General features: G+C 57.5%; 18 protein-coding genes. 14 read left to right on the forward strand and 4 right to left on the reverse strand.

The annotated features are described in order from the left end of the window. Positions 1-48: 48 nt before the first annotated feature. Complete coding sequence (locus C4S74_RS06660) at positions 49-2,007, forward strand: FAD-dependent oxidoreductase (RefSeq protein WP_103994820.1); 1,959 nt, start codon at positions 49-51, stop codon at positions 2,005-2,007. 220 nt (positions 2,008-2,227) lie between these two features. Here C4S74_RS06660 and C4S74_RS06665 read toward each other — a convergent pair whose 3' ends face one another. Further along, positions 2,228-2,770 (reverse strand): DUF4352 domain-containing protein, encoded by a 543-nt coding sequence (locus tag C4S74_RS06665; RefSeq protein WP_103994565.1) that lies wholly within the window; start codon positions 2,768-2,770, stop codon positions 2,228-2,230. Positions 2,771-2,947: 177 nt separating this feature from the next. Continuing rightward, the gene (locus C4S74_RS06670) at positions 2,948-3,889 is read right to left on the reverse strand and encodes an aldo/keto reductase (RefSeq protein ID WP_103994566.1); all 942 of its coding nucleotides are present in this window, start codon (positions 3,887-3,889) and stop codon (positions 2,948-2,950) included. A gap of 167 nt (positions 3,890-4,056) precedes the next feature. Between C4S74_RS06670 and C4S74_RS06675 the strand changes: the two genes are divergently transcribed. From C4S74_RS06675 to C4S74_RS06715, 8 genes are all read left to right on the forward strand, one after another. Then, a complete protein-coding gene (locus tag C4S74_RS06675; RefSeq protein ID WP_103994567.1) occupies positions 4,057-4,626 on the forward strand; it encodes a TetR/AcrR family transcriptional regulator in 570 nt (189 codons plus the stop codon). Between the two features lie 43 nt (positions 4,627-4,669). Next, complete coding sequence (locus C4S74_RS06680) at positions 4,670-5,023, forward strand: multidrug efflux SMR transporter (protein ID WP_103994568.1); 354 nt, start codon at positions 4,670-4,672, stop codon at positions 5,021-5,023. Next, entirely contained in the window at positions 5,023-5,337 is a 315-nt protein-coding gene (locus tag C4S74_RS06685) for a multidrug efflux SMR transporter (RefSeq protein ID WP_103994569.1), read from the forward strand. The genes C4S74_RS06680 and C4S74_RS06685 overlap by 1 nt, the downstream gene beginning before the upstream one ends. 448 nt (positions 5,338-5,785) lie before the next feature. Beyond that, positions 5,786-6,820: a phenylalanine--tRNA ligase subunit alpha gene (pheS, locus tag C4S74_RS06695; RefSeq protein WP_103994571.1), complete on the forward strand. Its 1,035-nt coding sequence runs from the start codon at positions 5,786-5,788 to the stop codon at positions 6,818-6,820. Between the two features lie 24 nt (positions 6,821-6,844). After that, positions 6,845-9,295, forward strand: a complete 2,451-nt coding sequence (gene pheT / locus C4S74_RS06700; RefSeq protein ID WP_103994572.1) for a phenylalanine--tRNA ligase subunit beta — start codon at positions 6,845-6,847, stop codon at positions 9,293-9,295. 178 nt (positions 9,296-9,473) lie between these two features. Then, positions 9,474-14,492 (forward strand): hypothetical protein, encoded by a 5,019-nt coding sequence (locus tag C4S74_RS06705; RefSeq protein WP_103994573.1) that lies wholly within the window; start codon positions 9,474-9,476, stop codon positions 14,490-14,492. Further along, positions 14,492-15,040, forward strand: a complete 549-nt coding sequence (locus tag C4S74_RS06710) for a CvpA family protein (RefSeq protein WP_258042415.1) — start codon at positions 14,492-14,494, stop codon at positions 15,038-15,040. Before C4S74_RS06705 ends, C4S74_RS06710 begins: the two co-directional genes overlap by 1 nt. A gap of 215 nt (positions 15,041-15,255) precedes the next feature. Next, positions 15,256-15,831, forward strand: a complete 576-nt coding sequence (locus C4S74_RS06715; protein ID WP_103994574.1) for a hypothetical protein — start codon at positions 15,256-15,258, stop codon at positions 15,829-15,831. A 224-nt stretch (positions 15,832-16,055) separates the two neighbouring features. Here the strand turns inward: C4S74_RS06715 and C4S74_RS06720 are convergent, their stop codons facing one another. Both C4S74_RS06720 and C4S74_RS06725 read right to left on the reverse strand, forming a co-directional pair. Further along, complete coding sequence (locus C4S74_RS06720) at positions 16,056-16,424, reverse strand: cupredoxin domain-containing protein (RefSeq protein WP_103994575.1); 369 nt, start codon at positions 16,422-16,424, stop codon at positions 16,056-16,058. A gap of 208 nt (positions 16,425-16,632) precedes the next feature. Further along, positions 16,633-16,998 (reverse strand): phage holin family protein, encoded by a 366-nt coding sequence (locus tag C4S74_RS06725; RefSeq protein ID WP_103994576.1) that lies wholly within the window; start codon positions 16,996-16,998, stop codon positions 16,633-16,635. 271 nt (positions 16,999-17,269) lie between these two features. Here C4S74_RS06725 and C4S74_RS06730 point away from each other — a divergent pair, with 271 nt between their 5' ends. The 5 genes from C4S74_RS06730 (at position 17,270) to C4S74_RS06750 (ending at position 23,328) form a co-directional block, all read left to right on the forward strand. Beyond that, the gene (locus tag C4S74_RS06730; RefSeq protein WP_374755394.1) at positions 17,270-19,630 is read left to right on the forward strand and encodes an endonuclease MutS2; all 2,361 of its coding nucleotides are present in this window, start codon (positions 17,270-17,272) and stop codon (positions 19,628-19,630) included. Between the two features lie 120 nt (positions 19,631-19,750). Continuing rightward, positions 19,751-20,425, forward strand: coding sequence for a PspA/IM30 family protein (locus tag C4S74_RS06735; protein WP_103994578.1), 675 nt, complete (start codon positions 19,751-19,753; stop codon positions 20,423-20,425). A 95-nt stretch (positions 20,426-20,520) separates the two neighbouring features. Then, positions 20,521-20,940: a DUF350 domain-containing protein gene (locus tag C4S74_RS06740; RefSeq protein WP_009676216.1), complete on the forward strand. Its 420-nt coding sequence runs from the start codon at positions 20,521-20,523 to the stop codon at positions 20,938-20,940. 157 nt (positions 20,941-21,097) lie between these two features. Then, positions 21,098-21,613: a hypothetical protein gene (locus C4S74_RS06745; RefSeq protein WP_103994579.1), complete on the forward strand. Its 516-nt coding sequence runs from the start codon at positions 21,098-21,100 to the stop codon at positions 21,611-21,613. 383 nt (positions 21,614-21,996) lie between these two features. After that, positions 21,997-23,328 (forward strand): MFS transporter, encoded by a 1,332-nt coding sequence (locus C4S74_RS06750; protein ID WP_103994822.1) that lies wholly within the window; start codon positions 21,997-21,999, stop codon positions 23,326-23,328. The last annotated feature ends 80 nt before the right edge of the window (positions 23,329-23,408 follow it).

A 23,408-nucleotide genomic window follows, 5' to 3' on the forward strand; every position in this document is an offset into this window, starting at 1 on the left:
GATGAAATGAAAACAAAGAAAACGAAAATGAAAGTTACGAGGTGCAATATGTTCCGTTCCTTTTTTACAGGCAAAAAAAGTGTTTTATTTGTTCTTGTCCTAGTCCTTCTGGCGGGTGCCGGTGGAGGCTGGTATTATTACTCCTCCAAATGGAAGGCCGCTGTCGGGGGACCGCTTCCGGCCAAGCAGGAGCTGACGAAGGTCGCATCGGCCGAAAAGCTGCAAGACAGCTATGACGTTGTTGTGGTCGGCACGGACCCCGAGGGCGTCAGCGCGGCCGTGTCCGCGGCCCGCAGCGGGCTGAAGACCCTTCTGATCGAGCCCCGCAAGCGTACGGTTCTGGGCGGTCTTATGACGGAAGGCTGGCTGAACAGCATCGATATGAACTGGGATAAAACCGTCTCGACCCTTCCCGGCAAAGAGCCCGAGTATTTCAACCAGGGCATTTTCAAAGAATGGTACGAGAAAATCGAAGGTCATTCCTTTGACGTAACGACAGCGGCCAACGCGTTCAACAAGCTGGTGCAGGATGAGAAAAATATTGATGTGTCCATGGACGGCTTCAGCGTGGAGCCGGTCCTTAAGCAAGAAGGTAACGGCTCGTCCGTAACCGGCATTACCGTCACCAAGCAGGATGGGACGAAGCAATCCATCGGCACCAATACCGTAATCGACGCGACCCAGGATGCGGATTTCGCCGCGGCCGCGGGAGTGCCTTTTACGATCGGACGGGAGGATATCGGGGATAAAAAAGCCCGGATGGCCGTCACGGCCGTATTCCGGCTGAAAAATGTCACGGACGACGTATGGGCCAAGGTGGCCAAAAGGCTGAACGGCGACAATGATAAGGATACGGGCCTCGACAAAATGTCCGCCTGGGGCTACGGCAAAGAGATGGCGGGTTATGTGCCGCTGAATAAAGAACGGATGAAGATGCGCGGACTCAATATCGGCAGACAGCTCGACGGTACGGTGCTGATCAATGCGCTGCATATTTTCAATATCGACGGCTTGAATGCGAAATCCCAGCAGGAAGGGCTGGAGATCGCCGCCAAGGAAATTCCGAATGTCGTCAAGTATTTGAAAACGTTCGATGAATTCAAAAACGTCGAGCTGGACAGCATCGCTCCCGAGCTTTATGTGCGCGAGACCCGCCACATGGAGGGGCTGTACAGGCTCAGCGTTGTGGATTTGCTGGAAAACCGCGATCAGTGGGACCGGATCGCATTCGGATCTTATCCGGCGGATATCCAAAGAACGTCGCCTAACGATAACGGCGCGGTCGTCGTTCATCCGACGAAGTACGCGGTTCCGTTCCGCAGTATCGTGCCGCAGAACGTCGACGGCCTTCTCGTCGTCGGCCGGAGCGCCAGCTACGACACGCTGGCGCACGGCAGCGCCCGCGTCATCCCCGTCGGCATGGCCGAAGGAGAAGCGGCCGGGGCAGCGGCCAAGCTGGCCGCGGAGAAGGGAACGACCTTCCGCGCCATGGCGGAATCGGAATCCCTGATCGCAGAGCTGCAAAAGCGGCTGAACGGCCAGGGGATGGACCTTAAGCCTTACAAGCTGGATGATGCGCCTTTCATGAAGCATAAAGCGTATCCCGGCCTGAAAGCGGCGGTATCCATGGGCATCGCTTACGGCTCTTATGCGAACGTCGGCTTTAAGGAACTGGATAATCCGTCGAATGCGCAGCGGATGGTTAACCAGATGAACAGCGTAAGACGGATGTTTGCCGCTTCTTTCCAAGGAGATCCCTCCGCGGCCGTGAAAGGAATGGAGGAGCCGGCGAAGAAAACGCTGACTCTGCAGCAGGCAAGCTACACGATCGCGCTGGCCGCGGGACTGAAGGTGGAGGCCGCGGAAGCCCAGGCCGCCCTGGAAAGCGGCGGGCTGCTCAGCAAAGCGACTCTCGGCACCATCGCCAACAAAGAGAAATTAAGCGACGGCGATGTGTACATGATGCTCAAAGACGCGGTGGAGAAGCAGGCCGGGGCGAAGTTTTAAGACGAAGCCTGAAGCCTATTCAGGGGGGAACCTTGCGGGAAGGAACCGGCCGTTTCTTTGAAGCCGGACTGGCTGCCCGGAGAAGAATCCTAACGCCGGCAAGGTGATGCTAAGTAAGAGCATGCTTACAGCAACGAGATGCAGCCGGTCCTGAAAAAATGAATGCCCTGTTCCGGCGGCGGAACAGGGCATTTGCTTTTTCGGGCTATTTATCGCGCGTTTATTGCAGATTGATTTTTACCGCCTTGTCGGGCCCCGCGTCTTCTTTGTGAAGAAGCTGGAGCTTGGGATCGCCCTTGGGCTGCTCGAACACCAGAGTACCCGAAACTTTGGCGCCCGGTGCCAGCTCGCCGTATTTGAGGCCGGTCTCACCGGAGAAGGAAGCGAGAACTTTATCGCTGGTCATCCCGCGGCTGTTGGCCATTTCGAAGCTGTACGGATTGTACGCGAGCTCTTTGGTGCCCGAATTTTCGATATTCAGCGTCACCACGACAAATTCGCCGTCCGGCAGATTGGGCGTTTCCGGACCCTGCTCCGTAAACTTTTCCACTTTGCTTATTTTTATTTTCGCATCGCCGATTTGAACGGTATCTTCTTTGGAGTATTCCTGAGCGAGGGGCGCGGCATAACGCGGCGCTTTGGCATTGGAAGACCGGTCTGCGGCAGCTCCCTGGAAGAGCGGGGATGCTTGCTCCTTATAGTCGCCGCATGCTGTCAAGGCCAGACACGAAACGGCGGCAAGCAGGCCGAGTTTTGTTTTCAAGAGACTCTCCCCCAATCTGAATGTTCTTCGTTAAGACTTATAACCCGCAATCGAAACCCGGTAAACAATTCCGGCGCAAACAATTGCCTTCTTTCGGGGAGGCCTGGGCCCGCACCTGCCGCACGGCAACGCAAAAAGCCTATCCGATAAACCGGATAGGCTTTTTTGCGTGCGCAATCATGCGCCGGAAGCTTCCGCTTCTTCCGTCCATGCTTGCGGGTGGTTGTCGCTCAGATACTGCGCCGCTTTCGCGTTGCTCTCGACTTGAGCGACGTTTTTGCAGCCCGGGATGACGGCGCTGACCGCGTCATGCTTCAAGCACCACGCGAGGGCCCACGTCGCCATGTCCATCGCTTCCGGCACTTCGTGCTCGCGGATGCGCTGCACTTCCTCGAGCTTGCGCTGCGTCTCGGCAGGATCGTGGCGGTGGCGCGTATCGGTGGCCGCGAAAGTGGCTCCCGGCTTGTACTTGCCGCTGAGATAGCCGCTTGCGAGAGGAACGCGGGCAAGCACGCCGAGGTTCTGCTGCAGGCACGACTGGAATACGCTCTCTTCGGGCGCGCGGTCGAGCCGGTTGTACACGACCTGGATCGCTTCCGAACCGACCTGCGTGGAGGCGGCCACCTGATGCAGGTTGTCGTTTTTGGCGATGGATGTGCCGATGTGAAGTATTTTGCCCGCCTGCTTCTGTTTGTCCAGCGCTGTCCAGAGCGCGTCGTTGTCGAACACGGAATCCGTTCCCGAATGGAACTGGTACAGGTCGACGTAGTCCACTCCCAACGCTTTCAAAGAGGCGTCGAGCTGCCCGATCATATCTTCCGCCGAAAAACGCTCGTCCCGTTTAAACCGGTCATGATAATGGTGGCCGAACTTGGTCGCCACGACCCAGCCTTCACGGCCCCGGCGGCTCAAATAATTGCCGATAAACGATTCCGACAAATGATCGCCGTAGCATTCCGCCGTATCGATGAGGTTGATCCCGAGTTCTTTTGCCTTGTCAAGGACAGCGTCCACTTCGTCCTGCGTAAAATCTTGTCCCCATTCGCCGCCGAACTGCCATGTGCCGACGCCGATCACGGACACTTTCAATCCCGTTTTGCCGAGTGTGCGGTATTTCATCGTTTCAGCCTCCCGCGTGCGTATTTGACCGTGCCGGACCCGGAATCCGTACGGTATATTCTCTTTCATTTAACGGGAAAATGAGGGCAAAGTCAAAATGCGCTTGATCCCAAAGCGAAAATGTGACATACTATCCCTAACTAATGTTAGTTAGGAGAATGAGGCTCATGAATACTCCCGAACGGATCAAAGCGGCCGCGCTCGATTTGTTTGCCGCCCAGGGCTACGAAGGCACCTCCATGGCGAATATCGCGGAAGCCGTAGGGATAAAAACGCCTTCCATCTACGCACACTTTAAAGGCAAAGAGGAATTGTTTCTCAGTGTGCTGCAGGACGCGTCGCGCGGCGAGCTGGAATTTGCCGCTTCCCATCTGGAGACAGGCGGAGAGGCGCTGGACCGCAAGCTGTATAAGCTTCTGTCCCATACGCGCAGCAAGTACGAGCATAACGGTTCGACGAAATTCTGGATACGGATGATGTACTTTCCGCCGACCTCGATGTATCAGGAAACGATCGACCTTTCTTATACGTACTTGTCCCGGATGGAGGAGCAGCTGACCTCCGTATTCAAGGCCGACCGCTCGGCAATCGGCGTGGACCCGGACAAAGCCGCCGCGGCCTTTCTTTGTCTGATGGACGGGGTCATTGTGGAACTGCTGTACGGAACGGCCGAAAGCTACGACAGAAGGCTGGAGGCTTCGTGGGATGTTTACTGGCGGGGAATTTCCCATTCATGAGCCTTCATGAGCATACGGGGAAAAAAGGAGTGGTAACTCGATTATGAATCGGAACTGGTTATATGTATTGGCGGCGGGATTGCTGGAAATCGGCTGGGTCTCGGGACTGAAACATGCGCATGACGCGTTTACCTGGATATTGACCGGAGCCGCTATCCTGCTCAGCTTCTGGGTGCTGCTGATGGCGGCAAGCCGTCTGCCCGTAGGAACGGTGTACGCGGTATTTACGGGGATCGGCACGGCGGGGACGGTCCTTGCGGAAACGATCGTGTTCGGGGAACCGATCAGTTGGCTGAAAATTGTCTTTATCCTGATTCTGCTCGGGGGTGTGATCGGGCTTAAAATCACAACGAAAGAACCCGAACCGGAAGAACCGGCGAAAGGAGTGAATTCCTGATGGCATGGGCCGCACTCATATTGGCGGGATGTTCGGAAATTTTCGGCGTACTCGCCATGAACAAAATCGCGCAGAAGAAGACGATTTGGGCTTACGCGCTGCTTTTCCTTGGCTTCGGCCTCAGTTTTTCGCTGCTGTCTTATGCCATGGAATCCATCCCGATGGGAACGGCTTACGCCGTGTGGACGGGAATCGGCACGTGTGGGGGCACACTGCTGGGCATGTTTATGTTCGGCGAGTCCAAAGACTGGCGCCGCATCGTGTTTATCGCCATGATTATTTCGGCGGCCGTAGGGCTCAAGCTTCTTACGTAACCGCACCATGTTCTTTTAAATCAAGGGAAGCGGGCTTTGAATGGGCTTGCAACGCCGCGCCGATTTTCATATAATAGGTGGCATAGTTAAACGCAGCAACCAATTCCATAGCAAATGCAATGAAGGAGAAAAGTACGCAGTGCTTCCTGACAGGGAGGAGACGCCGGAGATTGAGAGCGTCCCCGTGGAACCAGGCTGCCGAAGTTCGCTCCCGAGCAGTCTCTTGAACAGCGGCCTGAAGGCCGGTCAGTAGAGAGTACCGGCTACGAACCGTTATTTCGAAGAGTGAGACACGTCAGAGGCGGATGACCTTCCAGGAAGGCATTTTGCGCAGCAGGCGGTCTAACAAGGGTGGTACCACGGCTTTTTCGTCCCTTACCGGGCGGAGAAGCTTTTTTTGTTGTCCGGAAACCGTCAAGGGTTGCCAGATCTAAAGGAGGGATTACACATGAGAGAACGTTTGGAAGCGTTAAAAGTACAAGCGCTGCAGGAATTGGCCGCCGTGGGCAGCCAGCAGGAGCTGAATGATCTCAGAGTCAAGTATTTGGGCAAAAAAGGGCCGCTTACCGAAATTTTGCGCGGCATGGGCGCGTTAAGCGCAGAGGAGCGTCCCGTTATCGGCCAGGTGGCCAACGACGTCCGCGGGGCGATCGAAGAAGTAATCGCGGCGAAGCAGGAAGAATACGACCGCCAGGAAACGGAAAACCGCCTCCGCGCCGAAACGATCGACGTTTCCCTGCCGGGCCGCCCGTCCGTACAGGGAGCCGTTCATCCGCTGAACAAGATCGTCGAAGAGATCGAGGACATTTTTATCGGGATGGGATTCACCGTCGTGGAAGGGCCCGAAGTAGAGCGCGATTACTATAACTTCGAAGCGCTGAATCTGCCGAAGGACCACCCGGCCCGCGATATGCAGGATTCGTTCTACATCACCGAGGAGCTCCTGCTCCGCACGCATACGTCGCCTGTCCAGGTCCGCACGATGGAAGGCCGCAAAGGAGCCGTGCCGGTCAAAATCATTTCCCCGGGTAAAGTGTACCGGCGCGATGATGACGACGCGACCCACTCCCACCAGTTCACGCAAATCGAGGGGCTTGTCATCGACAAGAACATTCGCATGAGCGATCTGAAAGGGACGCTGCTCCAGTTCGTGCGCGAGCTGTACGGCCCGCAGACGCAAATCCGCCTGCGCCCGAGTTTCTTCCCGTTCACCGAGCCGAGTGCGGAAGTCGACGTGTCCTGCATGATGTGCGGCGGCAAAGGCTGTCGGACCTGCAAGCAGACCGGCTGGATCGAAATTCTGGGCTCCGGCATGGTTCACCCGAAGGTGCTCGAAATGTCCGGATACGATCCAAACGAATACAGCGGGTTCGCTTTCGGCATGGGACCCGAGCGTGTAGCGATGCTTAAATACGGAGTAGAGGATATCCGTAATTTCTATACGAACGACCTGCGCTTCCTGAAGCAGTTCGTCCACCTATAAACCGGAGAGAAGGAGGAGAAGACGATGAAAGTATCTTATCAATGGCTGTCGGAATATGTAGACGTACAAGGCTTCACGGCTGAAGACCTTGCAGATAAATTGACACGGAGCGGTATCGAAGTCGACATTGTCGAATCGCTGAACAAAGGCGTGTCGGGCGTTGTCGTCGGCTTTGTCAAATCGAAGACGAAACATCCCGATGCGGACAAACTCAACGTTTGTACGGTCGATGTCGGAACGGGTGAGGACCTGCAGATCGTCTGTGGAGCCAAAAATGTGGATGCCGGACAAAAGGTTCCGGTTGCCGTAATCGGCGCCGTACTTCCCGGAGATTTCAAAATCAAGCGCGCCAAGCTTCGCGGCGTGGAATCCCAGGGCATGATCTGCTCGGCCAAAGAGCTGGGCATGAACGATAAACTGCTGCCGAAGGAAATTCAGGAAGGCATTCTCGTTCTTCCGGAAAATACCGAAATCGGGAAACCGGTCACGGACGTGCTGGGCTTGAGCGATCAAGTTCTGGAGCTCGAGCTGACCCCGAACCGTTCGGATTGCCTCAGCATGATCGGCACGGCTTACGAAATCGGCGCCATTCTCGGGCGTCCGGTAAAGCTGCCGGAAGAGGGACGCAACGTCAACGTGGATTTCAGCACCGTCAAAGCCGAAGATAAAATTTCCGTTTCGATCGCCGCTCCCGAGCAGTGTACCCATTATGCGGCTCGCCTCATCGAGGGCGTCCGTGTCGGAACGTCCCCGCTTTGGCTCCAGAACCGCCTGATGGCGGCGGGCATCCGGCCCATCAACAACATCGTAGACGTTACGAACTACGTGATGTTGGAATACGGCCAGCCTCTGCACGCGTTTGACGCGGAACAGGTAGCCGGCGGCAAAATCGAGGTCCGCCTTGCGAAGGAAGGGGAAAAGCTGGTTACCCTGGACGATGCGGAGCGCACACTGGAGCCGCACATGCTGCTCGTAACCGATGCCTTCAAACCTATCGCGATCGCGGGCGTTATGGGCGGAGCCAATTCCGAAGTGACGGAAAGCACCACTTCGATTTTGCTGGAGTCTGCGCGGTTTGCCGGTCCTTCCGTCCGCAAAACGTCCCGTCAGCTCGGTCTGCGTTCGGAGGCAAGCCTCCGTTTCGAGAAGGAAGTCAATCCGGAAGCGGTCATTCCCGCGCTTGACCGTGCGGCGGCTCTTCTCGTGCTTTGCGCGGGAGGCCAGGTAGCCCAGGGAATCGTGCAGGAGACCGTTCAAGCCTACTCCGGCGTCAAAATTCCATTGAAGCTGGACCGGGTGAACACGTACCTCGGGACAGATCTTTCGCTGCAGCAGGTCAAAGAAATTTTCGACCGTCTCGGTCTCGAATACGGACTGCTCGACGAAGGCTCTCTCATCGTTCACGTGCCGGGCCGCCGGGGGGATATTACCCGTGACGTTGACCTCATTGAAGAGGTGGCGCGCCTGTACGGCTACGACAACATTCCGACGACGCTGATGACCGGCGTAACGACTCCCGGTTCCCTGACGCGCGAGCAGTCCCTTCGCCGGACGATCCGCCGTTTGCTGACGGGCAGCGGTCTGCACGAAGTGATCACGTACACGCTGGGACAGCGGGAAAACGCCGCCGACTATCCGGGTCTATATCCGGAATACACGCCGATCCCGCTTGCGATGCCGATGAGCGAGGACCGCAGCGCGCTGCGTACTTCTCTTGTTCCTCATCTGCTCGAGGTTGTGAGCTATAACCGAAACCGGAACAACGATGATGTCGCGATTTTCGAAACGGGCACGGTATTCCTGTCCAAGGAGACTGCCTTGACCGCACAGCCGCAGGAAAAGCGTCTGCTGAGCATCGCGATGACCGGTAACTGGAGCGGCGCTCACTGGGGACAGAAAGCCCGCAAAGCCGATTTCTACGACTTGAAAGGCGTTCTGGAAAGAGTGCTGTCCTACCTGGGCGTAACTATCGAGTTCAGGTCCGCACAGAAGGAAGGTTTCCATCCGGGACGCACGGCGGAGCTGTTCCTGCTCACTCCGGATGGAGAGCGCCGGTCCATCGGCTACATGGGACAGCTTCACCCGACACTTCAGAAGAAACGGGATCTTGAAGACACCTATGTGCTGGAAGCCGAGCTTGATCCGCTTCTCCAGCATGCCGATTTCGAAGTGGACTATCGCATACTTCCCCGCTACCCATCGGTAGGACGCGATATGGCGCTCGTCGTGGACACGGCCGTTCCGGTAGGCGATCTGGAACGCCTGGCGGCGGCGACGGCGTCCGAGCTGCTGGAAACCATCCGCGTTTTCGATGTTTATACGGGTGAACGTCTGGGTGAAGGCAAAAAGAGCGTCGCTTTGGCGCTTGTATACCGTCATCCCGAACGCACGCTTCAGGACGAAGAAGTCACGGAAACGCATGCGCGTGTCGTGGCGGCATTGGAATCGGCTTTCGGAGCCGAGCTCCGCAAGTGATCTTTCGCTGAAATATAAAGGCTACGGAAGGAAATAGGGCCGGTCGCATCGAATTCTTTTTCGATGGACCGGCTTTTTTCTATAAAACAAGGAAACAAATGGAAAAGTCCGATGTCTTCAACCGGAACCGCCATGCAGGCGGCCGGATTCGAGTGTTTAAACCGAAGGAGGATATCTCATGAATTCGGAAGAAAAAACGAAAATCATCGTTGATATATATGGAAATGAATACAAGCTGAAAGCCAGTAACAGCCCCGGCTATGTGCGTAAAGTGGCGGCGGAAGTCAATGCCCAGATGGTGCAGATCGCAGAAAGCTATCCGAGACTCGACACTTACAAAATCGCCGTGCTGGCGGCCGTTAATCTGACGGATGAGAAAGCTAAAGTCGAGCAGAGATTCAGCGAGACCGAAAGCCGGCTGAACGATTTGCAGCGTGCGCTTTCCAAAGCCGACGCCGCGGTGGAGACGGCCAGGGGGCAGCTCGAAAGAGCCCAGCAGGAAGAGCAGCTGCGCAAAGCCGAGCTGGCGGAGGCCCGGGAGCAGGGAGCGAAGGCCGCCAAGCGCCAGCAGGAGCTTACGGCATCCCTGGAGCAGACGAAGCAGCGCGCGGAACAGAATCTGCGTGAGCTGAACGCGTCGAAGGAGAAGGCCCAGCAGGGAGCCAAGCGGGAAGAACTGCTCAAGGCCGAGCTTCAGCAGGCCAGACAAAATACGGAGAAGCTCCAGCGGGAGCAGGTTTCTCTCAAGCAGCAAATGGAAAAAGACGCCCGTCAGGCCGATCAGCTGAGAAAAGAGCTGGAGCAGGCGGCGGGGCAAATCAAGACCCTGGAGAGCAAAATCGGACAGGCGGAAAGCGATGCCGAATCGCTTCTGGAGCAGCTGGAGCAGGAAAAAACGGCGGCCGGTCAGGCGAGAGAAGAATCGGCGGCCGCGCTTCTGCAAATCCAGGAAGCCGCAGAGAAGGAGCAGACCCTGCGGGCCGAACTGCAGCTGGTCAAACAGCGCGGCGAGCAAGTCCAGCGCGATTTGCAGGCGTCCAAAGAGCGTGAGCAGCAGCAGAACCGGCAGATGGAGCAGCTTCGGCAGGAACTGGCGGAAGCCGCCGGAAGAGAAGCCGCGGTTCGTAAAGAAGCGGACCAGGCGAAACAGGATGCCGAAGCCCTGCTGGAAGAGCTTGAGCTTGAAAAAGCCGCAGCCGAGGAGAAAGGACAGCAGGCCGCAGCCGAGCTGGAGAAGCTTGTCCGCGAGCAGAAAAATACGGAGGAACAGGTTCGCCTGCTGAAGGATGAACTTGAGCTGGCAAAACTGGAAGTCGACGAAAGCCGGGAAAGGGAAGAACGGCTGAATGCCGACGCGCAGCAGGCCGCCGAGCGCGAGGAAATGCTGCGCAGCGAGCTTCAGCAGGCGCAGAGAGACGCCGAAGCGCTGCTGGAGGAAGCCGAGCGGGAAAAGGCGGCGGCAGAGAGCTTGAAGGAACAGCTCCGCGAAGCCGGGGAGCGCGAGCAGACGCAGCGGGCCGAACTTGCGCTGATGAAACAGCGCGGGGAGCATATGCAGCGGGAGCTGGTCGAAGGCAAAGAACAAGTCGCACAGCGTGAGCAAAGTCTGTGGGAAGCGGAGGATCAGCTGGAAGAAATCCGCGAAGAGCTGGAAAAGACCCGTAAAGATGCGGAGGCGCTTCTGGAAGAACTGGAGGCGAACAAGGCTGCCGCGGAAGAAGAGCTCCGCGAATCTACGGAAGCTCTCAAAGCAGCACGCCTTGAATCTAAAGCGGTGCGGGAAGCGGCAGAGAATGAGAAAGCGGCAGCCGAAACAAGGCTGCGGAATGCCGAAGAAGCGCTTGTAACGGCCCGGCAGGAAGCGGAGGAAAGCCTGGCCGCAGCCCGTCTGGAAGCGGCGGAAAAGCTTGAGGCTCTGCAGAAAGAGTCTGCCGAGCGGTTGGAGCTGGCGCAGCTTGAAGCTGAAGAGCAGCTCCAAGCACTCCGCAGGGAAGCGGACGCACTGGAAGCGGCCCGGAAGGCGGCTGATGCGCAGCTGGAAGCTCTTAAACGGCAAAGCGCCGAAGAGCTGGAGCTGGCTCAGATGGAAGCCGAGGAAAAGCTGGAGACCGCGCGGCGTGAAGCGGCGGCCAAACTGACGGAAGCCGAGAATGAAGCGGCTGCCAAGCTTATGGCGGCCGTGCGCGAGGCCGAAGAGATAGAGGCCGCCCGCAAGGAGGCGGCAGCCAAGCTCGAAGAAGCACAGCGTGAGGCGGCAGCCGCGCGCGAGGCTTTCCGGCAGGAGCTGGAGGCGGCGCGTGAGCGGGCCGAGCAAGAGCTTCTTGAAGCGATGGAAGCGGCGGAACAGGAAAGCGAGGCGCGCAAGGAGGCTCAGCGTCGCCAAGAGGCTGCCGAAGCGCAGCTGCGTGAAGCGACAGAGGCCCTTCAGGCATTGGAGCTGAAAGCGTCCGGACTGGAAGCGGAAAAACAAGAAACGGCCGCGCGTTTGGAAGCGGAGAAGCAGGAAGCAGCGGCACGTCTGGAAGCGCTGGAGCGCGAAAACGCCGAGCGGTTTGAAGCTTTGAAGCGCCAAGGAGCCGAAGAGTTGGAGCTGGCTCAGCTTGAAGCGGAAGAACAGCTCGACGCCGCAAGACGTGAGGCGGCAGCGGCGCTGGAGGAAGCGCGGCGCGAAGCCGGCGCGAAGCTTCAAGCCGCCGTACGTGAAGCGCAGGAGCTGGAGGCGGCCCGCAAGGAAGCGGCGGACAAGCTGGAGGAAGCGCAGCGTGAGGCGGAGGCCGCGCGTGAAGCGTTCCGGCAGGAATTGGCGGCGGAGCGCGAGAAGGCCGAGCGGGAGCTGCTGGAAGCGATGGAAGCCGCTGAGCGGGAAACCGAAGCGCGTGCGGCGGTCCAGCGCGAGAAAGACGACGCCGAGGCCAAGCTGCGTGAAGCTGCCGAAGCTCTGCAAGCCGCGGAGCTTAAAGCGGCCGGCCTGGAGGCGGAGAGGGAAGCCGCCGCGGCACAGCTGGAAGCTTTGAAGCGGGAAAGCGCGGATGAGCTGGAACTGGCTCAGCTGGAGGCGGAAGAGCGTCTGGAGGCTCTGCGCAAAGAAGCGGCGGCTGAACTGAAAGCCGCGGAAAACGCTGCGGCGGAGAAGCTTTTGGCCGCGGAGCGCCGGGCACAGGAGCTGGAAGCCGCCCGCCAGGAGACGGCGGAGAAGCTGGAAGCGGCACGCCGCGAGGCGGAGGCCGCCCAGGAAGCGCTTCGCCGGGAGCTGGCGGAAGAGCGCGAGAGAGCGGAGCAGGATTTGCTGGAAGCGATGGAAGCGGCCGAACGGGAAACGGAATCGCGCCTGGCGGTTCAACGCGAGAAAGAAGCTGCGGAGGCCCGCCTGCGCGAGACAGAGCAGGAGCTTGCGGCCGTCCGGAAAGAAGCCGGGGAGCTGGCAGCTTCCCGCGCCGAAACGGCGGAACAATTGGCGGCTGCCCGGAGAGAGCTTGCCGAACAGATCGAGTTTGCCGAGCTGGAAGCGGCGGAGAAGCTGGAGGAGGCTCAGCGTGAAGCGTCCGAGAAGCTGGCTTCCGCACAGCGGGAGGCCGAAGCGGCCTACCGGCGCGAGCTTGCCGCGGAACGCGAACGCTCCGAGCGGGAGCTGCTGGAGACGGCGGGAGCCGCGGAGCGGGACAGAGCGGCGCGTGAAGCGGCCGAGATGGAGAAGGCCGCTGTGGAGGCCAAGCTGCGCGAAACTTCCGAGGCGCTCGAAGCGTCCCGGCAGGAAGCGCTGCAGACGCGCGAATCGGCCGCGAAGCTTGTCGAAACGCTCCGGGCGGAGCTGACGGAGGCGCGGCAGGATGCCGAAGCGCTGCTCGAAGATCTCGAGCAGGATAAATCCGCGGCGGACGAGGAGCTGCGGAAAGTGACCGAAGCCCTGCGCGCCGCGCAGGAGGAAGCGGCTGCCGCCGCGAATGCCGCCGACGCCGCGAAAGCTGCGGAGCGGGAAGCGGAAGCCCGCGCAGCCTCCTTGCGGGAGGAAATGGCGGCCCGGCTTCAAGCGTCCGAAGAGCGCGAAGAAGCACTGCGCGCGGAGCTTGGGCAGGCGCGTCAGGACGCCGAGGCGCTGCTGGAGGACCTGGAGCAGGGTCAAAGCGCCGCGGACGGACGACTCCGTGAAGCGGAGAAGGCGCTGGAGGAAGCGCGTGCGGAAGTGGAACGCGCCCGCGAGGACCGCGCCAAGCTGGAAGCTTCCCTTAAGGAAGAGCTGACTGAAACGCTCAAGCAGGGTGAACTCATGCTGAGCCAGGTAGCCGCCGCCAGGGAGAAGGCCGACAAGGAGCTTGCGTCCGAACGCGGCCGTTTCGCTCAAGAGCGGCTCGCGGCAGCGGAACTTGCCGCTCAATTGGAAGCGGCCCTTAAACGCGAAGAAACGATCCGGGCCGAGCTGAACCAGGCACGCCGGGATGCCGAAGCGCTTCTCGAAGATTTGGAGAAGGGCCAGGGCGCGGCAGCGGCCAAGCTGCAGGAGACGGCCGCCGTATTGGAGGCCGCCCGCGAAGCTGCGGTACGCGAACTTGCCGCCGAGCGTGACAAGTCCGCCGAAGAGCGGCGCAAAGCGGAAGAGCTTGCCGAACAACTGCAGGAGGCGCTCTCCGCCCGGGAGGATGCGTCCGCTAGAGAGGCAGAGCTGCGCGAGGAGCTGAACCGGGCGAAGGCATCCGGAGAGGCGCTCAATGGCGAGCTGACGGCTGCCCTGCGCGAAGTGGCCGCGACCCAGCAGATGGCTCACGAGCAGGTAATGCAGGAGCAGGCCATCCGCCGGGAGCTGGAGAGCTCGATGCGGGAACGCCGGTCTCTGCAGGAAGAGCTGGACGCGTACCGCCAGCTTATGGACGAGCAGGCCGATCAGGAACGCGCCAGCCTCGGAGAGCTTGGCGGTTTGCGCGGAGAGACCGAACAGCTCCGTCAGGAAGTGGCCCGGATTACGGAAGAACTGGAAACGGAAGCTAAGCGGAGCGGACTTCTCCGGCACCAGTTGGAGGAGTTGGAACAGGCTCACCTTCAAGCGGAGCAGGGGCTCAAAGAAATGAGCCGTCTGCATGAACAGACGAAGGGACGCTGGGATGAGCTGCAGGAAGAGCACAGCAAGCTCCAGGACGAGTATTCGAAGCTTCAAACGGAGTACAACGAATGGATTCAGCTTGTGATGGAAGAACCGAAAGGATAATGACTCTTCCTTCCTGGAATGTACTGGATTGGTCTATCCTCGTGCTTATCGCCGGAGGGCTTGTCGTCGGCTATGCGCGGGGATTGATCTCCCAGCTGGTTTCAATTGCCGGATTGTTTATCGCCCTGTACGTCGCCGTCCGTTTTTACGAGCCCGTTGCCACGTATTTACTGCAATGGCTTTCCCTTTCTTCTTTTTCCGGTTATGATAAATATGAGTTTTTGGTAAAAGGGTTGAATTTGGAGCGTTATATCGCCAATGCCCTCTCTTTCGCCCTGCTGTTCTTTCTGGTCAAGCTTGCCCTCGGAATCGGAGGGAGAATGCTCAACCTGATTGCCCGGCTGCCTGGTTTGCATACCGTTAACCGGGTGACGGGAGCGCTGCTCGGAGCGATAGAAGCTTTCGTGATTGCCGCGGTTGCGGTTCACATCATGACGATTTTGCCGTCCGACTACGTTCAAGACAGGCTGGGCCAGTCCCGGTTTGCTCCTTATATCCTGAATGACGTTATGGAATGGGCCCGGAAATTGTGGCAGCGGAGCTTGTAAGTTCAAGAGATACTCCTCCCGTATGGGAGGTTTTTTATTCATTTTAATCGGCTCTCCAGCGATCCGGTCGGCGTCAAGCGCGGCTGCTGGAATTTGCACCGGTACTCCTCGTAAAAGCAAGACTACGCAGATGCGCGCGGCACTCCCGCCTAAGCCTGCTTCCGTCACGGCGAGCGACGACGATGCGATTGTGGAGCAAGGGAGGGAGAAACCGTATGGAACAGACGTTAGCCGCCGGCAGCGTTGTGACAACAGCTTGCATCATGGCTGCAGCATGTCTGGGTTGGTTTTATGTATGGATTCGTAGAAAACAAAAAGCGGAGGGCGCCGCCCTTCTGCAGTCGGTATTAACGGCTTTGGCCGTGACGTTCTTTTTCCTGCTGCCGCTGCTGATTATGTTCGTGTGCGTCTATGCGGCTCTTCTCAGTGCGGGGACATTCCTGCCCGACAGTGTCTGGTTCCAGCAGTCGGAAGATTTGCTCAGCCTGGCTCTGCTGCTGATTTTCGCCCAAACGCTGCTGAGCATTCCGGTGAGACTTCTGCTGCGGATGGGAGCCTTGAAGGGGCTGGGGGAATTCCGCCAGAAAATCGGGATGCCCCTCGTGCCGCTGCAGCTAAGCCTGACGATGCTGACTTTCGCCATCGGGTATCTGGCCGCCAGAGAATGGCATCTCACTTCGGTCGAATTGAACGAAAGCGGGCTGTATTACGTGTCCATCCTGCCGCCTCTGGCCGCATTCGGTATTTTTACCCTGCTTCGAAGAAGGAGAAAAAACGATCCCGGCGCTTAGATTCCTTGTCCTTTGACAGAAGTGACGGACTGATGACAGATCGCTCTTTTGGGGAAAAAGCGTTCATACGCTGCGGAGCCGCACGGCGGCGTTCACAGGATGGTGCTCCCTGAGTCACCTGCGCCTGCACCCGCCAAGGCAAATAAAAAAGGCTTGCGGACGTATCCATGATACGTAACCGCAAGCCTTTTTTAGACTCGCCGGAAATTACCGGCGGGTTTATTTTATTCTACAACGAGCTTGGCCGTCATTGTGGAGTGGCCGCTTCCGCAAGGAATGCTGCACAGAATGTTGTAAGTGCCGGCTTTTTCAGGAGTAACGACTTTACTCTTGCTGTTGTTGTCGAGACTGACCTTCAAATCGGGAATCGACACGCCGTGAACGCCTTCCTTGATGTCCAGGTTGATTTTCAGGGGCTCGCCTTTTTTGACTTTATATTCAGGCTGATCGAATTTCCAGTTGGAAGCTTGAAGCGTGATTTCCTGGCTTGCCGTCGCGTTAGCGTCCGTTGCCGCCGTATCCGTCTTCTTGCCGCAGGCGGCCAGAGCGAATACCAGGACCAGTGCCATCAGCAGTGCTGCTGTTTTTTTCATAAATTTCCCTCCCTTTGTTTCATACACCCTCATCATACACCCTGAAGGCGGGGAAGTCAGCGGCTAACAAGTGAACCCTTTATGACAAATCATCGAATAAGATGTGAAAAAGATCCGGTGCGGAGGAAGATGCCCGAAGACATGAGGAAAATAAAAAAGACCGGATCCCGCTCGGAAGAGCGTGAATCCGGCCGCGTCATCCCGCCGGTCAGTGCGTGCTTTTGCGCCGGTTGTCTTTTCTGTCGAACGGAGAAACCGGAATAAACAAATCGACAATTCCGACGACAAGAGCGGCAAGGATCGCACCGATGATGGAGGCGCGTACGCCCGTAACGATGAACTGGGACAGCCAGATGACAAGCGCGCTTGTCAGGAAGCCTACGATACCCCGTCCGAACGGTGTAATCTGCCTGCCGAAGATGCTTTCGATAATCCAGGCCAGCACGGCGATGACGATAGCGAGCAGCAGGGCGCTTACGAACCCGCCCACTGAAAAACCGGGAACGATCCAGCTGACAACCATCAAAACCAGTGCGGAAACGATAAATCTGATCACATGACCGAGAAATCGCATCGGAAAGGCACCTCCTTGATTTGTTGACGAAAACGGCGCGAGGCTGCGGCCTGCTCCATTCCACGCTCGAATCGGGCTCCATGTTTCTTGGGGCACGGGGACCGGACACGTAAACGTACCGCCGCCAAGTCATGGCAGGATGCGCGTCTTTAGCATGCCCGTTTCCGCGCTTTCGCATGAACCGGAGGTTATAAAAGAACTCTCCATAGCTTCGTCGTCCCGGATTGGATATAATAAAGAGATCATACTAGATGTGATGAGGGAGAATGCTTTGAATACCAAAACGTTTAACACAATGGAATTTCATAAAATCACACATAAACTGAGCAGCCATGCGGCCACTTCGCTGGGAACGGCTAAAGCGGCGGAGGTCAAGCCTACCGGAGATTTCGAAGAAGTGAAGCTGCGCCTGCAGGCGACGGATGAGGCCTTCGCCGTCGATCGTCTTAAAGGCGGGGCGCCTTTCGGGGGAATCCGCGATATCCGAGCGGCTGTGCACCGGGCCAGAGTGGGCGGGATGCTTAACCCGAGCGAGCTGCTCGATATCGCGACTACGATCTACGGAGGCCGAAGGCTCCGCAAGTTTCTGGAGACGATGCATGAACAGCATCCGGTTCCCATGCTGCTGAGCTGGGCCGAACTGCTGAGCGACAACAAGGAGACCGAGGACCGGATCAAAAGCTGCATCGACGACAACGCGGCGGTGATGGACAGCGCGAGCAGCGAGCTTTCCCGCGTGCGCAGCGAGCTGCGGACCGGCGAATCTCGGGTGCGCGAGAAGCTGGAGCAGATGATCCGCAATCCTTCCGTGCAGAAAATGCTGCAGGACGCGCTGGTCACCATGCGGGGAGACCGCTATGTCATTCCCGTCAAACAGGAATACCGTTCCTCGTTCGGCGGCATGATTCATGATCAGTCCGCTTCGGGAGCTACCCTGTTTATCGAACCGGAAGCGGTCGTTACACTGAACAACCGGCTCCGCGAGCTGAAATTTAAGGAAGAAGCCGAAGTGGAGAAAATTCTCCGCATGCTGACGGCGCAGGTTGCGGAAATCGAGGAAGACCTTCTCTCGGACGTCGAACTGCTCGCGCAGCTTGATTTTACGTTCGCCAAGGCGGGACTTGCCCGTGAAATGAAGGCGACGCTGCCGAAGCTGAACGACCGGGGCTTTCTTAAGCTGAAAAAAGCTCGTCATCCGCTGATTCCGCTCGATAAGGTAGTGCCGATCGATCTGGAGCTCGGCGGGAGCTTCACGACGATTATCGTGACGGGACCGAACACCGGCGGTAAGACGGTGTCTCTGAAAACCGTCGGTCTGCTCAGCCTGATGGCGATGTCCGGACTTTTCGTCCCGGCGGAGGAAGGAAGCGAGCTGTGCGTCTTCGACGGCATCTTCGCGGATATCGGGGACGAGCAGAGCATCGAGCAGAGCCTGAGTACCTTCTCCAGCCATATGACGAACATTATCGGTATCCTCCGGGATATGACGCCGAAGAGTCTCGTCCTGCTCGATGAGCTGGGGGCGGGAACCGACCCGGCGGAAGGATCCGCGCTTGCGATCTCGCTGCTGGAGAACATCCACCGGATGGGCTGCCGCATGATCGCGACGACTCACTACAGCGAGCTGAAGGCGTACGCCTACGAGCGCCGCGGCGTGATCAACGCCAGCATGGAGTTCGACGTGCAGACGCTGAGCCCGACTTACCGCCTGCTCGTCGGGGTTCCCGGCCGCAGCAACGCGTTCGCGATCGCGGAGCGTCTCGGTCTTCCCCGCGCGATTATCGACAAAGCGCGCGGACAGGTCAGCGACGAGGACCAGCGCGTCGAGACGATGATCGCCTCGCTGGAGGAGAACCGGCTGACCGCCGAAGCGGAGCGTCACAGCGCCGAGCAGATCCGCCGCGAGAACGAAGAGCTGCGGGCGGCGCTCTCCGCGGACCGCGCCAAGCTTGAAGAGCAGCGCGACAAGGTGCTGCTCAAGGCCGAGCGCGAAGCGCAGGACGCGATCGCCAAGGCCCGCCGCGAAGCGGAAGAGATCATCGCCGACCTGCGGCGTCTGGCGAAAGAGGAGGCCGGCGCGATCAAGGATCACAAGCTGATCGCAGCGCGACGCCGCCTGGACGAGGCCGAGCCGAAGCTCCGCAAGTCCGGAGCGAAGCGTCCCGAACGGAGCAAGGCGGAGGTTGAGCCGGGTGACGAGGTACGCGTAGTGAGCCTCGGCCAGAAAGGCCACGTCGTGGAAATCGTGAATTCGTCGGAAGTGACCGTGCAGCTGGGCATTATGAAGATGAAGGTCAACAAGACCGATCTGGAAGTGATCAAGGCTTCGCCTCAGAAAAAACCGGTTCAGCAGGTGGCCGCCACGGTTAAAAGAACCCGGGACGACAATATCCGCATGGAGGTCGATCTTCGCGGAACCAATGTGGAAGAAGGCATCATGGAGCTCGATCGGTTCCTGGACGAATCGTTCCTGAACAACTTCGCCCAGGTATATGTTATCCACGGCAAAGGAACGGGTGTGCTGCGGACGGGCATCCAGGACTATCTGCGCAGACACAAGCATGTTAAGAGCTTCCGGATCGGGGCCTATAACGAGGGCGGCAACGGCGTGACGGTGGTTGAATTGAAATAACGGAACGGAAGTTTCGTAAAAATATTTGGAAATGATTGAAACGTTCTTGCAGGTCCCCCGTATGAAAAAGTATGAAAGTTATAAAAGCACAATTCAAACGAAAGCGGGAGGGAATTCCAAATGGGAATTTTTAAAAGACTTAGAGACTTGACGATGGCTTCGATGAACGATTTACTCGATAAAGCGGAAGATCCGGTAAAAATGCTTAACCAGTTCCTGAGAGACATGGAGCAGGACATTCAGGAAGCGGAAGTGGCGGTAGCCAAGCAGATCGCGATCGAGAAGAAATTCAAGCAGCAGTACGAAGAAGCGGAAGAAATGGTCGGCAAGCGTTCGGAACAGGCCATGAAAGCTCTGGAGCAGGGCAACGAAGACCTCGCCCGCCGCGCGCTGGAAGACAAGAAAGAGCATCAGACCCGCTTCGACGAAATGAAACGCCAGTACGATATCGCCAAAACGAATGCCGATCAGCTCCGCAATCAGCTGGCCGAAATGAAAGACGAATTTTCGAAAATGAAAAACAAGAAAGACCTTCTGATCGCCCGTGCCGAAGCGGCGAAAGCCCAGAAGCACATCAACCAGGCGATGTCCGGTTTCGGAACCGACAACGCGGCGAAAGGCTTCGACCGCATGTCCGAGAAGGTTCTGCAGCTTGAAGCTGAAGCGCAAGCAAGCGGCGAACTCCGTTCCAAAGGCAAGAGCCTGGACGACGAGCTGGACCAGCTCGGCAAGAACGACGGCATCGACGACGAGCTTGCAGCCATGAAAGCGAAGCTGGCTGAAAAAAAACAATAAGCATGATATAATGGCGGTATGCCTAACGCGGAGACTGAGAATTTTCTCAGTCTCTTCCCTTGTTTACCATTCCTTGCGACGGAGGAGGCATACATTTGTACGAAGAGGTGAATCAGTTGGTCAGCAATCCTTACCTTGGAGCGTTAGCGTACTTCTCTGTGGCGGTCGTGGCCGTTATCGTATTTCTTACCATTTTCGAGATTGTAACGAAGTATAACGACTGGGAAGAGATCAAGCGCGGGAACGTTTCCGTGGCCATGGCTACGGGCGGTAAAATATTCGGAATTTGCAATCTGTTCCGGTTTGCTATCGAAAACAACGATTCGCTTATCCGCTCTCTTATTTGGGCCGGATACGGCTTCCTTTTATTGATGGCCGCTTATTTTATTTTTGAATTTTTGACGCCGTATTTTAAAATCGACGAAGAAATCCAGAAAGACAACCGCGCGGTGGGACTGCTGTCACTGATGATATCCGTCTCCATTTCGTATGTCGTCGGAGCATGCGTGCCTTAAAGGGCACCGGATCCGGCTCTTCGGCCGCTTGGCGATGGCGGAAAGGAACGCGAACGATGAAATATTTATGGGGAATTTTATTCTCGCTGGCCGTACTGTTTATGGGGCTGGGCGTCTGGTATTTGATGAATCATTGACCTGTCGGAGGTGAACTGGCGTGAACGAGGAAGAATTGAAAACCGTATGTCCGTGGTGCCAGACGGAAATCGTGTGGGACCCGGAGATCGGACCGGAAGAAGAATGCCCGCACTGCTATAACGAACTGAGCGATTACCGCAGCATCCGGCTCGGAGCGGACGAAGAAGATGCGGACGAGCAGGCTGACGAACAACCGGCGGCCGCTCCCGATGATTTTCCGGACTGGGAAGAAGAGGACAGCTATACCGACGAGTACGCCGAAGCTGTCCGGAATGTGCTGGATACCCAGGAGGAAGCTCCGGAGTGCTCCGCATGCCGGGAACTTATGCTCCACGGAGGCACGCAGGTAACCGCAGGTACGGGTTATACGCCCGTCATACCGGGACCGGTCGGCAACGCTTTCCTGAATCCAGGCTACAAATTGAATGTTTTTGTATGTCCGTCCTGTTTCAAGGTGGAGACTTTTTTGGCGGAAGAAGACCGGGAGAAGCTTCTGGCCGTACTTAATCCGTCCAAAGAGGGAACGGATAACTGAATAAAGCCGTTTAACCGCTGCCGTCCCATGGACGGCAGCGGTTTTTTTGCGCCGCGCGAGATACTCCGTGATTCGGTCTTGCCGGCCGCATATGACTCCGGGCTCGGTGTTGAGGTCACATGACCGCGGTCAGTCGTTCCGTTACCGGCCAAGAGTCAACGCGAGCGGGTCCGGGGCAAGAGCTGCGGCACCGCTCAGCGGCCGACCGTGAGAATGCGGCGCAGGAGCTTCCGGCAGACAACCGGCACACAGATCGGCAGACAGACGGCAGACAGACCGCAGACAGAGCGGCAGGAAAAAAACGGAACTTGTTTGCTCCTTTGAAGAGCCCTTCTTTTGGACAGGATAAGGAAGATCAGGCTTCGAAAGGAAGGGATTTCAGGATGCAGCAGGACAAATACCGGGGACGCTCCCGGCTGGCAGGCTGGCTCGGAACGGGCAATGAGTTACCGGCGGCGGAGTCTTGGGAACAGGATGCGGATGCCGCAGCTTCCGCCGGGAAGAAGAAGAAACTTACCATTGGAAGACTGGATGCCCAGTCCGCCCTGCTGCTTATAGAAAATATGCTCTTCGCGGCCGCCAACGCCTTGTCCGGCACATTCGTCAGTATTTATCTGTGGAAAGCGAAGAGTGATTTTGCCATGATCGGGTGGTTTACACTCACGCATCAGCTTGCGATGGCGCTTACCTTCTGGGCAGCGGGCAAATGGGTGAAAGAGCACAACAAAATGAACTGCCTCCGTGCGGGCGTCGTTATGTCGGCGGTTTTTTACCTGCTCGTTCTTATGTTGGGCCTGTCCAGCGTGAATTACATTTTCCTGCTCGGCGCGGTTCAAGGGATGGCTTCGGGTTTTTTCTGGCTGGCGTTCAACATTGTCTACTTCGAGGTTACCAGCCGGGAGACACGGGATAAATTCAACGGCTGGGCGGGTCTGCTGGGAGCGGGCGTCGGCATGCTGGCACCCTGGATTTCCGGACTCATCATCGTTCATATGGCGGGTACGGCCGGTTACCGGGTTATTTTCTCGATCTCGCTGGGTATTTTTGTTCTCGGGGTGGCGGTGAGTTTTTTTCTGAAAAAAAGAAAGATCGAAGGCACCTACGGCTGGACGTACGGTTTCCGTCATTTGCGGCAGGGGGATACTCCGTGGCGTCCGGTTTGTGCGGCCTTGATGGCGCAGGGTTTCCGCGAAGGCGTATTCGGGTTTATGATTTCCCTGCTGGTGTATATCGCGACGACGAGCGAGCAGAAACTCGGAAGCTATGCCTTGGTTACTTCGGGAGTTTCCTTCATCAGCTTCTGGCTAGTCGGCCGTGTCCTGAAACCTAAATACAGAAGCAGGGGGATGCTCGTCGGGGTCCTGATGGTGATCGCGGCGATTCTGCCGTTTTTCTGGAAAGTGAATTTTATGACACTTCTCGTGTTCGGGATCGGGACGTCTCTTTTTCTGCCGCTGTTTACGATTCCCATGACTTCGTCCGTGTTTGATTTGATCGGAAGAGACGAGGAGAGCGTGCAGCATCGGGAGGAGTTCGTTATTCTGAGGGAGCTGGCACTGAACGCCGGGCGGATTCTGGGCACGCTGCTGTTTATCGCCGTTGTGTCCCAAAGCACGTCTCCGATGGTGATTAATACTCTGCTGCTTGTGATCGGAAGCGCGCCTTTCCTGAGCTGGCTCTTTATGAGGAAAGTGCTGCATCCAGAAAACTCTTGACAGAGCTGTCCATTCCTATAAAAATAGTGGGTATATGTTTGGAACCCAATGGGTTGGAAAGAGGAACAATCGTGCTTCGG

The organism is Paenibacillus sp. UNC499MF (assembly GCF_900107975.1).
GTDB lineage: Bacteria > Bacillota > Bacilli > Paenibacillales > NBRC-103111 > Paenibacillus_F.

Excerpts from the sequence above, each read along its gene's own strand:
- C4S74_RS06660 (WP_103994820.1), top strand. The coding sequence starts at position 49 with ATGTTCCGTTCCTTTTTTACAGGCAAAAAAAGTGTTTTATTTGTTCTT.
- C4S74_RS06670 (WP_103994566.1), bottom strand. The coding sequence starts at position 3,889 with ATGAAATACCGCACACTCGGCAAAACGGGATTGAAAGTGTCCGTGATC.
- C4S74_RS06675 (WP_103994567.1), top strand. The coding sequence starts at position 4,057 with ATGAATACTCCCGAACGGATCAAAGCGGCCGCGCTCGATTTGTTTGCC.
- C4S74_RS06680 (WP_103994568.1), top strand. The coding sequence starts at position 4,670 with ATGAATCGGAACTGGTTATATGTATTGGCGGCGGGATTGCTGGAAATC.
- C4S74_RS06685 (WP_103994569.1), top strand. The coding sequence starts at position 5,023 with ATGGCATGGGCCGCACTCATATTGGCGGGATGTTCGGAAATTTTCGGC.
- pheS (WP_103994571.1), top strand. The coding sequence starts at position 5,786 with ATGAGAGAACGTTTGGAAGCGTTAAAAGTACAAGCGCTGCAGGAATTG.
- pheT (WP_103994572.1), top strand. The coding sequence starts at position 6,845 with ATGAAAGTATCTTATCAATGGCTGTCGGAATATGTAGACGTACAAGGC.
- C4S74_RS06705 (WP_103994573.1), top strand. The coding sequence starts at position 9,474 with ATGAATTCGGAAGAAAAAACGAAAATCATCGTTGATATATATGGAAAT.
- C4S74_RS06710 (WP_258042415.1), top strand. The coding sequence starts at position 14,492 with ATGACTCTTCCTTCCTGGAATGTACTGGATTGGTCTATCCTCGTGCTT.
- C4S74_RS06715 (WP_103994574.1), top strand. The coding sequence starts at position 15,256 with ATGGAACAGACGTTAGCCGCCGGCAGCGTTGTGACAACAGCTTGCATC.
- C4S74_RS06720 (WP_103994575.1), bottom strand. The coding sequence starts at position 16,424 with ATGAAAAAAACAGCAGCACTGCTGATGGCACTGGTCCTGGTATTCGCT.
- C4S74_RS06725 (WP_103994576.1), bottom strand. The coding sequence starts at position 16,998 with ATGCGATTTCTCGGTCATGTGATCAGATTTATCGTTTCCGCACTGGTT.
- C4S74_RS06735 (WP_103994578.1), top strand. The coding sequence starts at position 19,751 with ATGGGAATTTTTAAAAGACTTAGAGACTTGACGATGGCTTCGATGAAC.
- C4S74_RS06750 (WP_103994822.1), top strand. The coding sequence starts at position 21,997 with ATGCAGCAGGACAAATACCGGGGACGCTCCCGGCTGGCAGGCTGGCTC.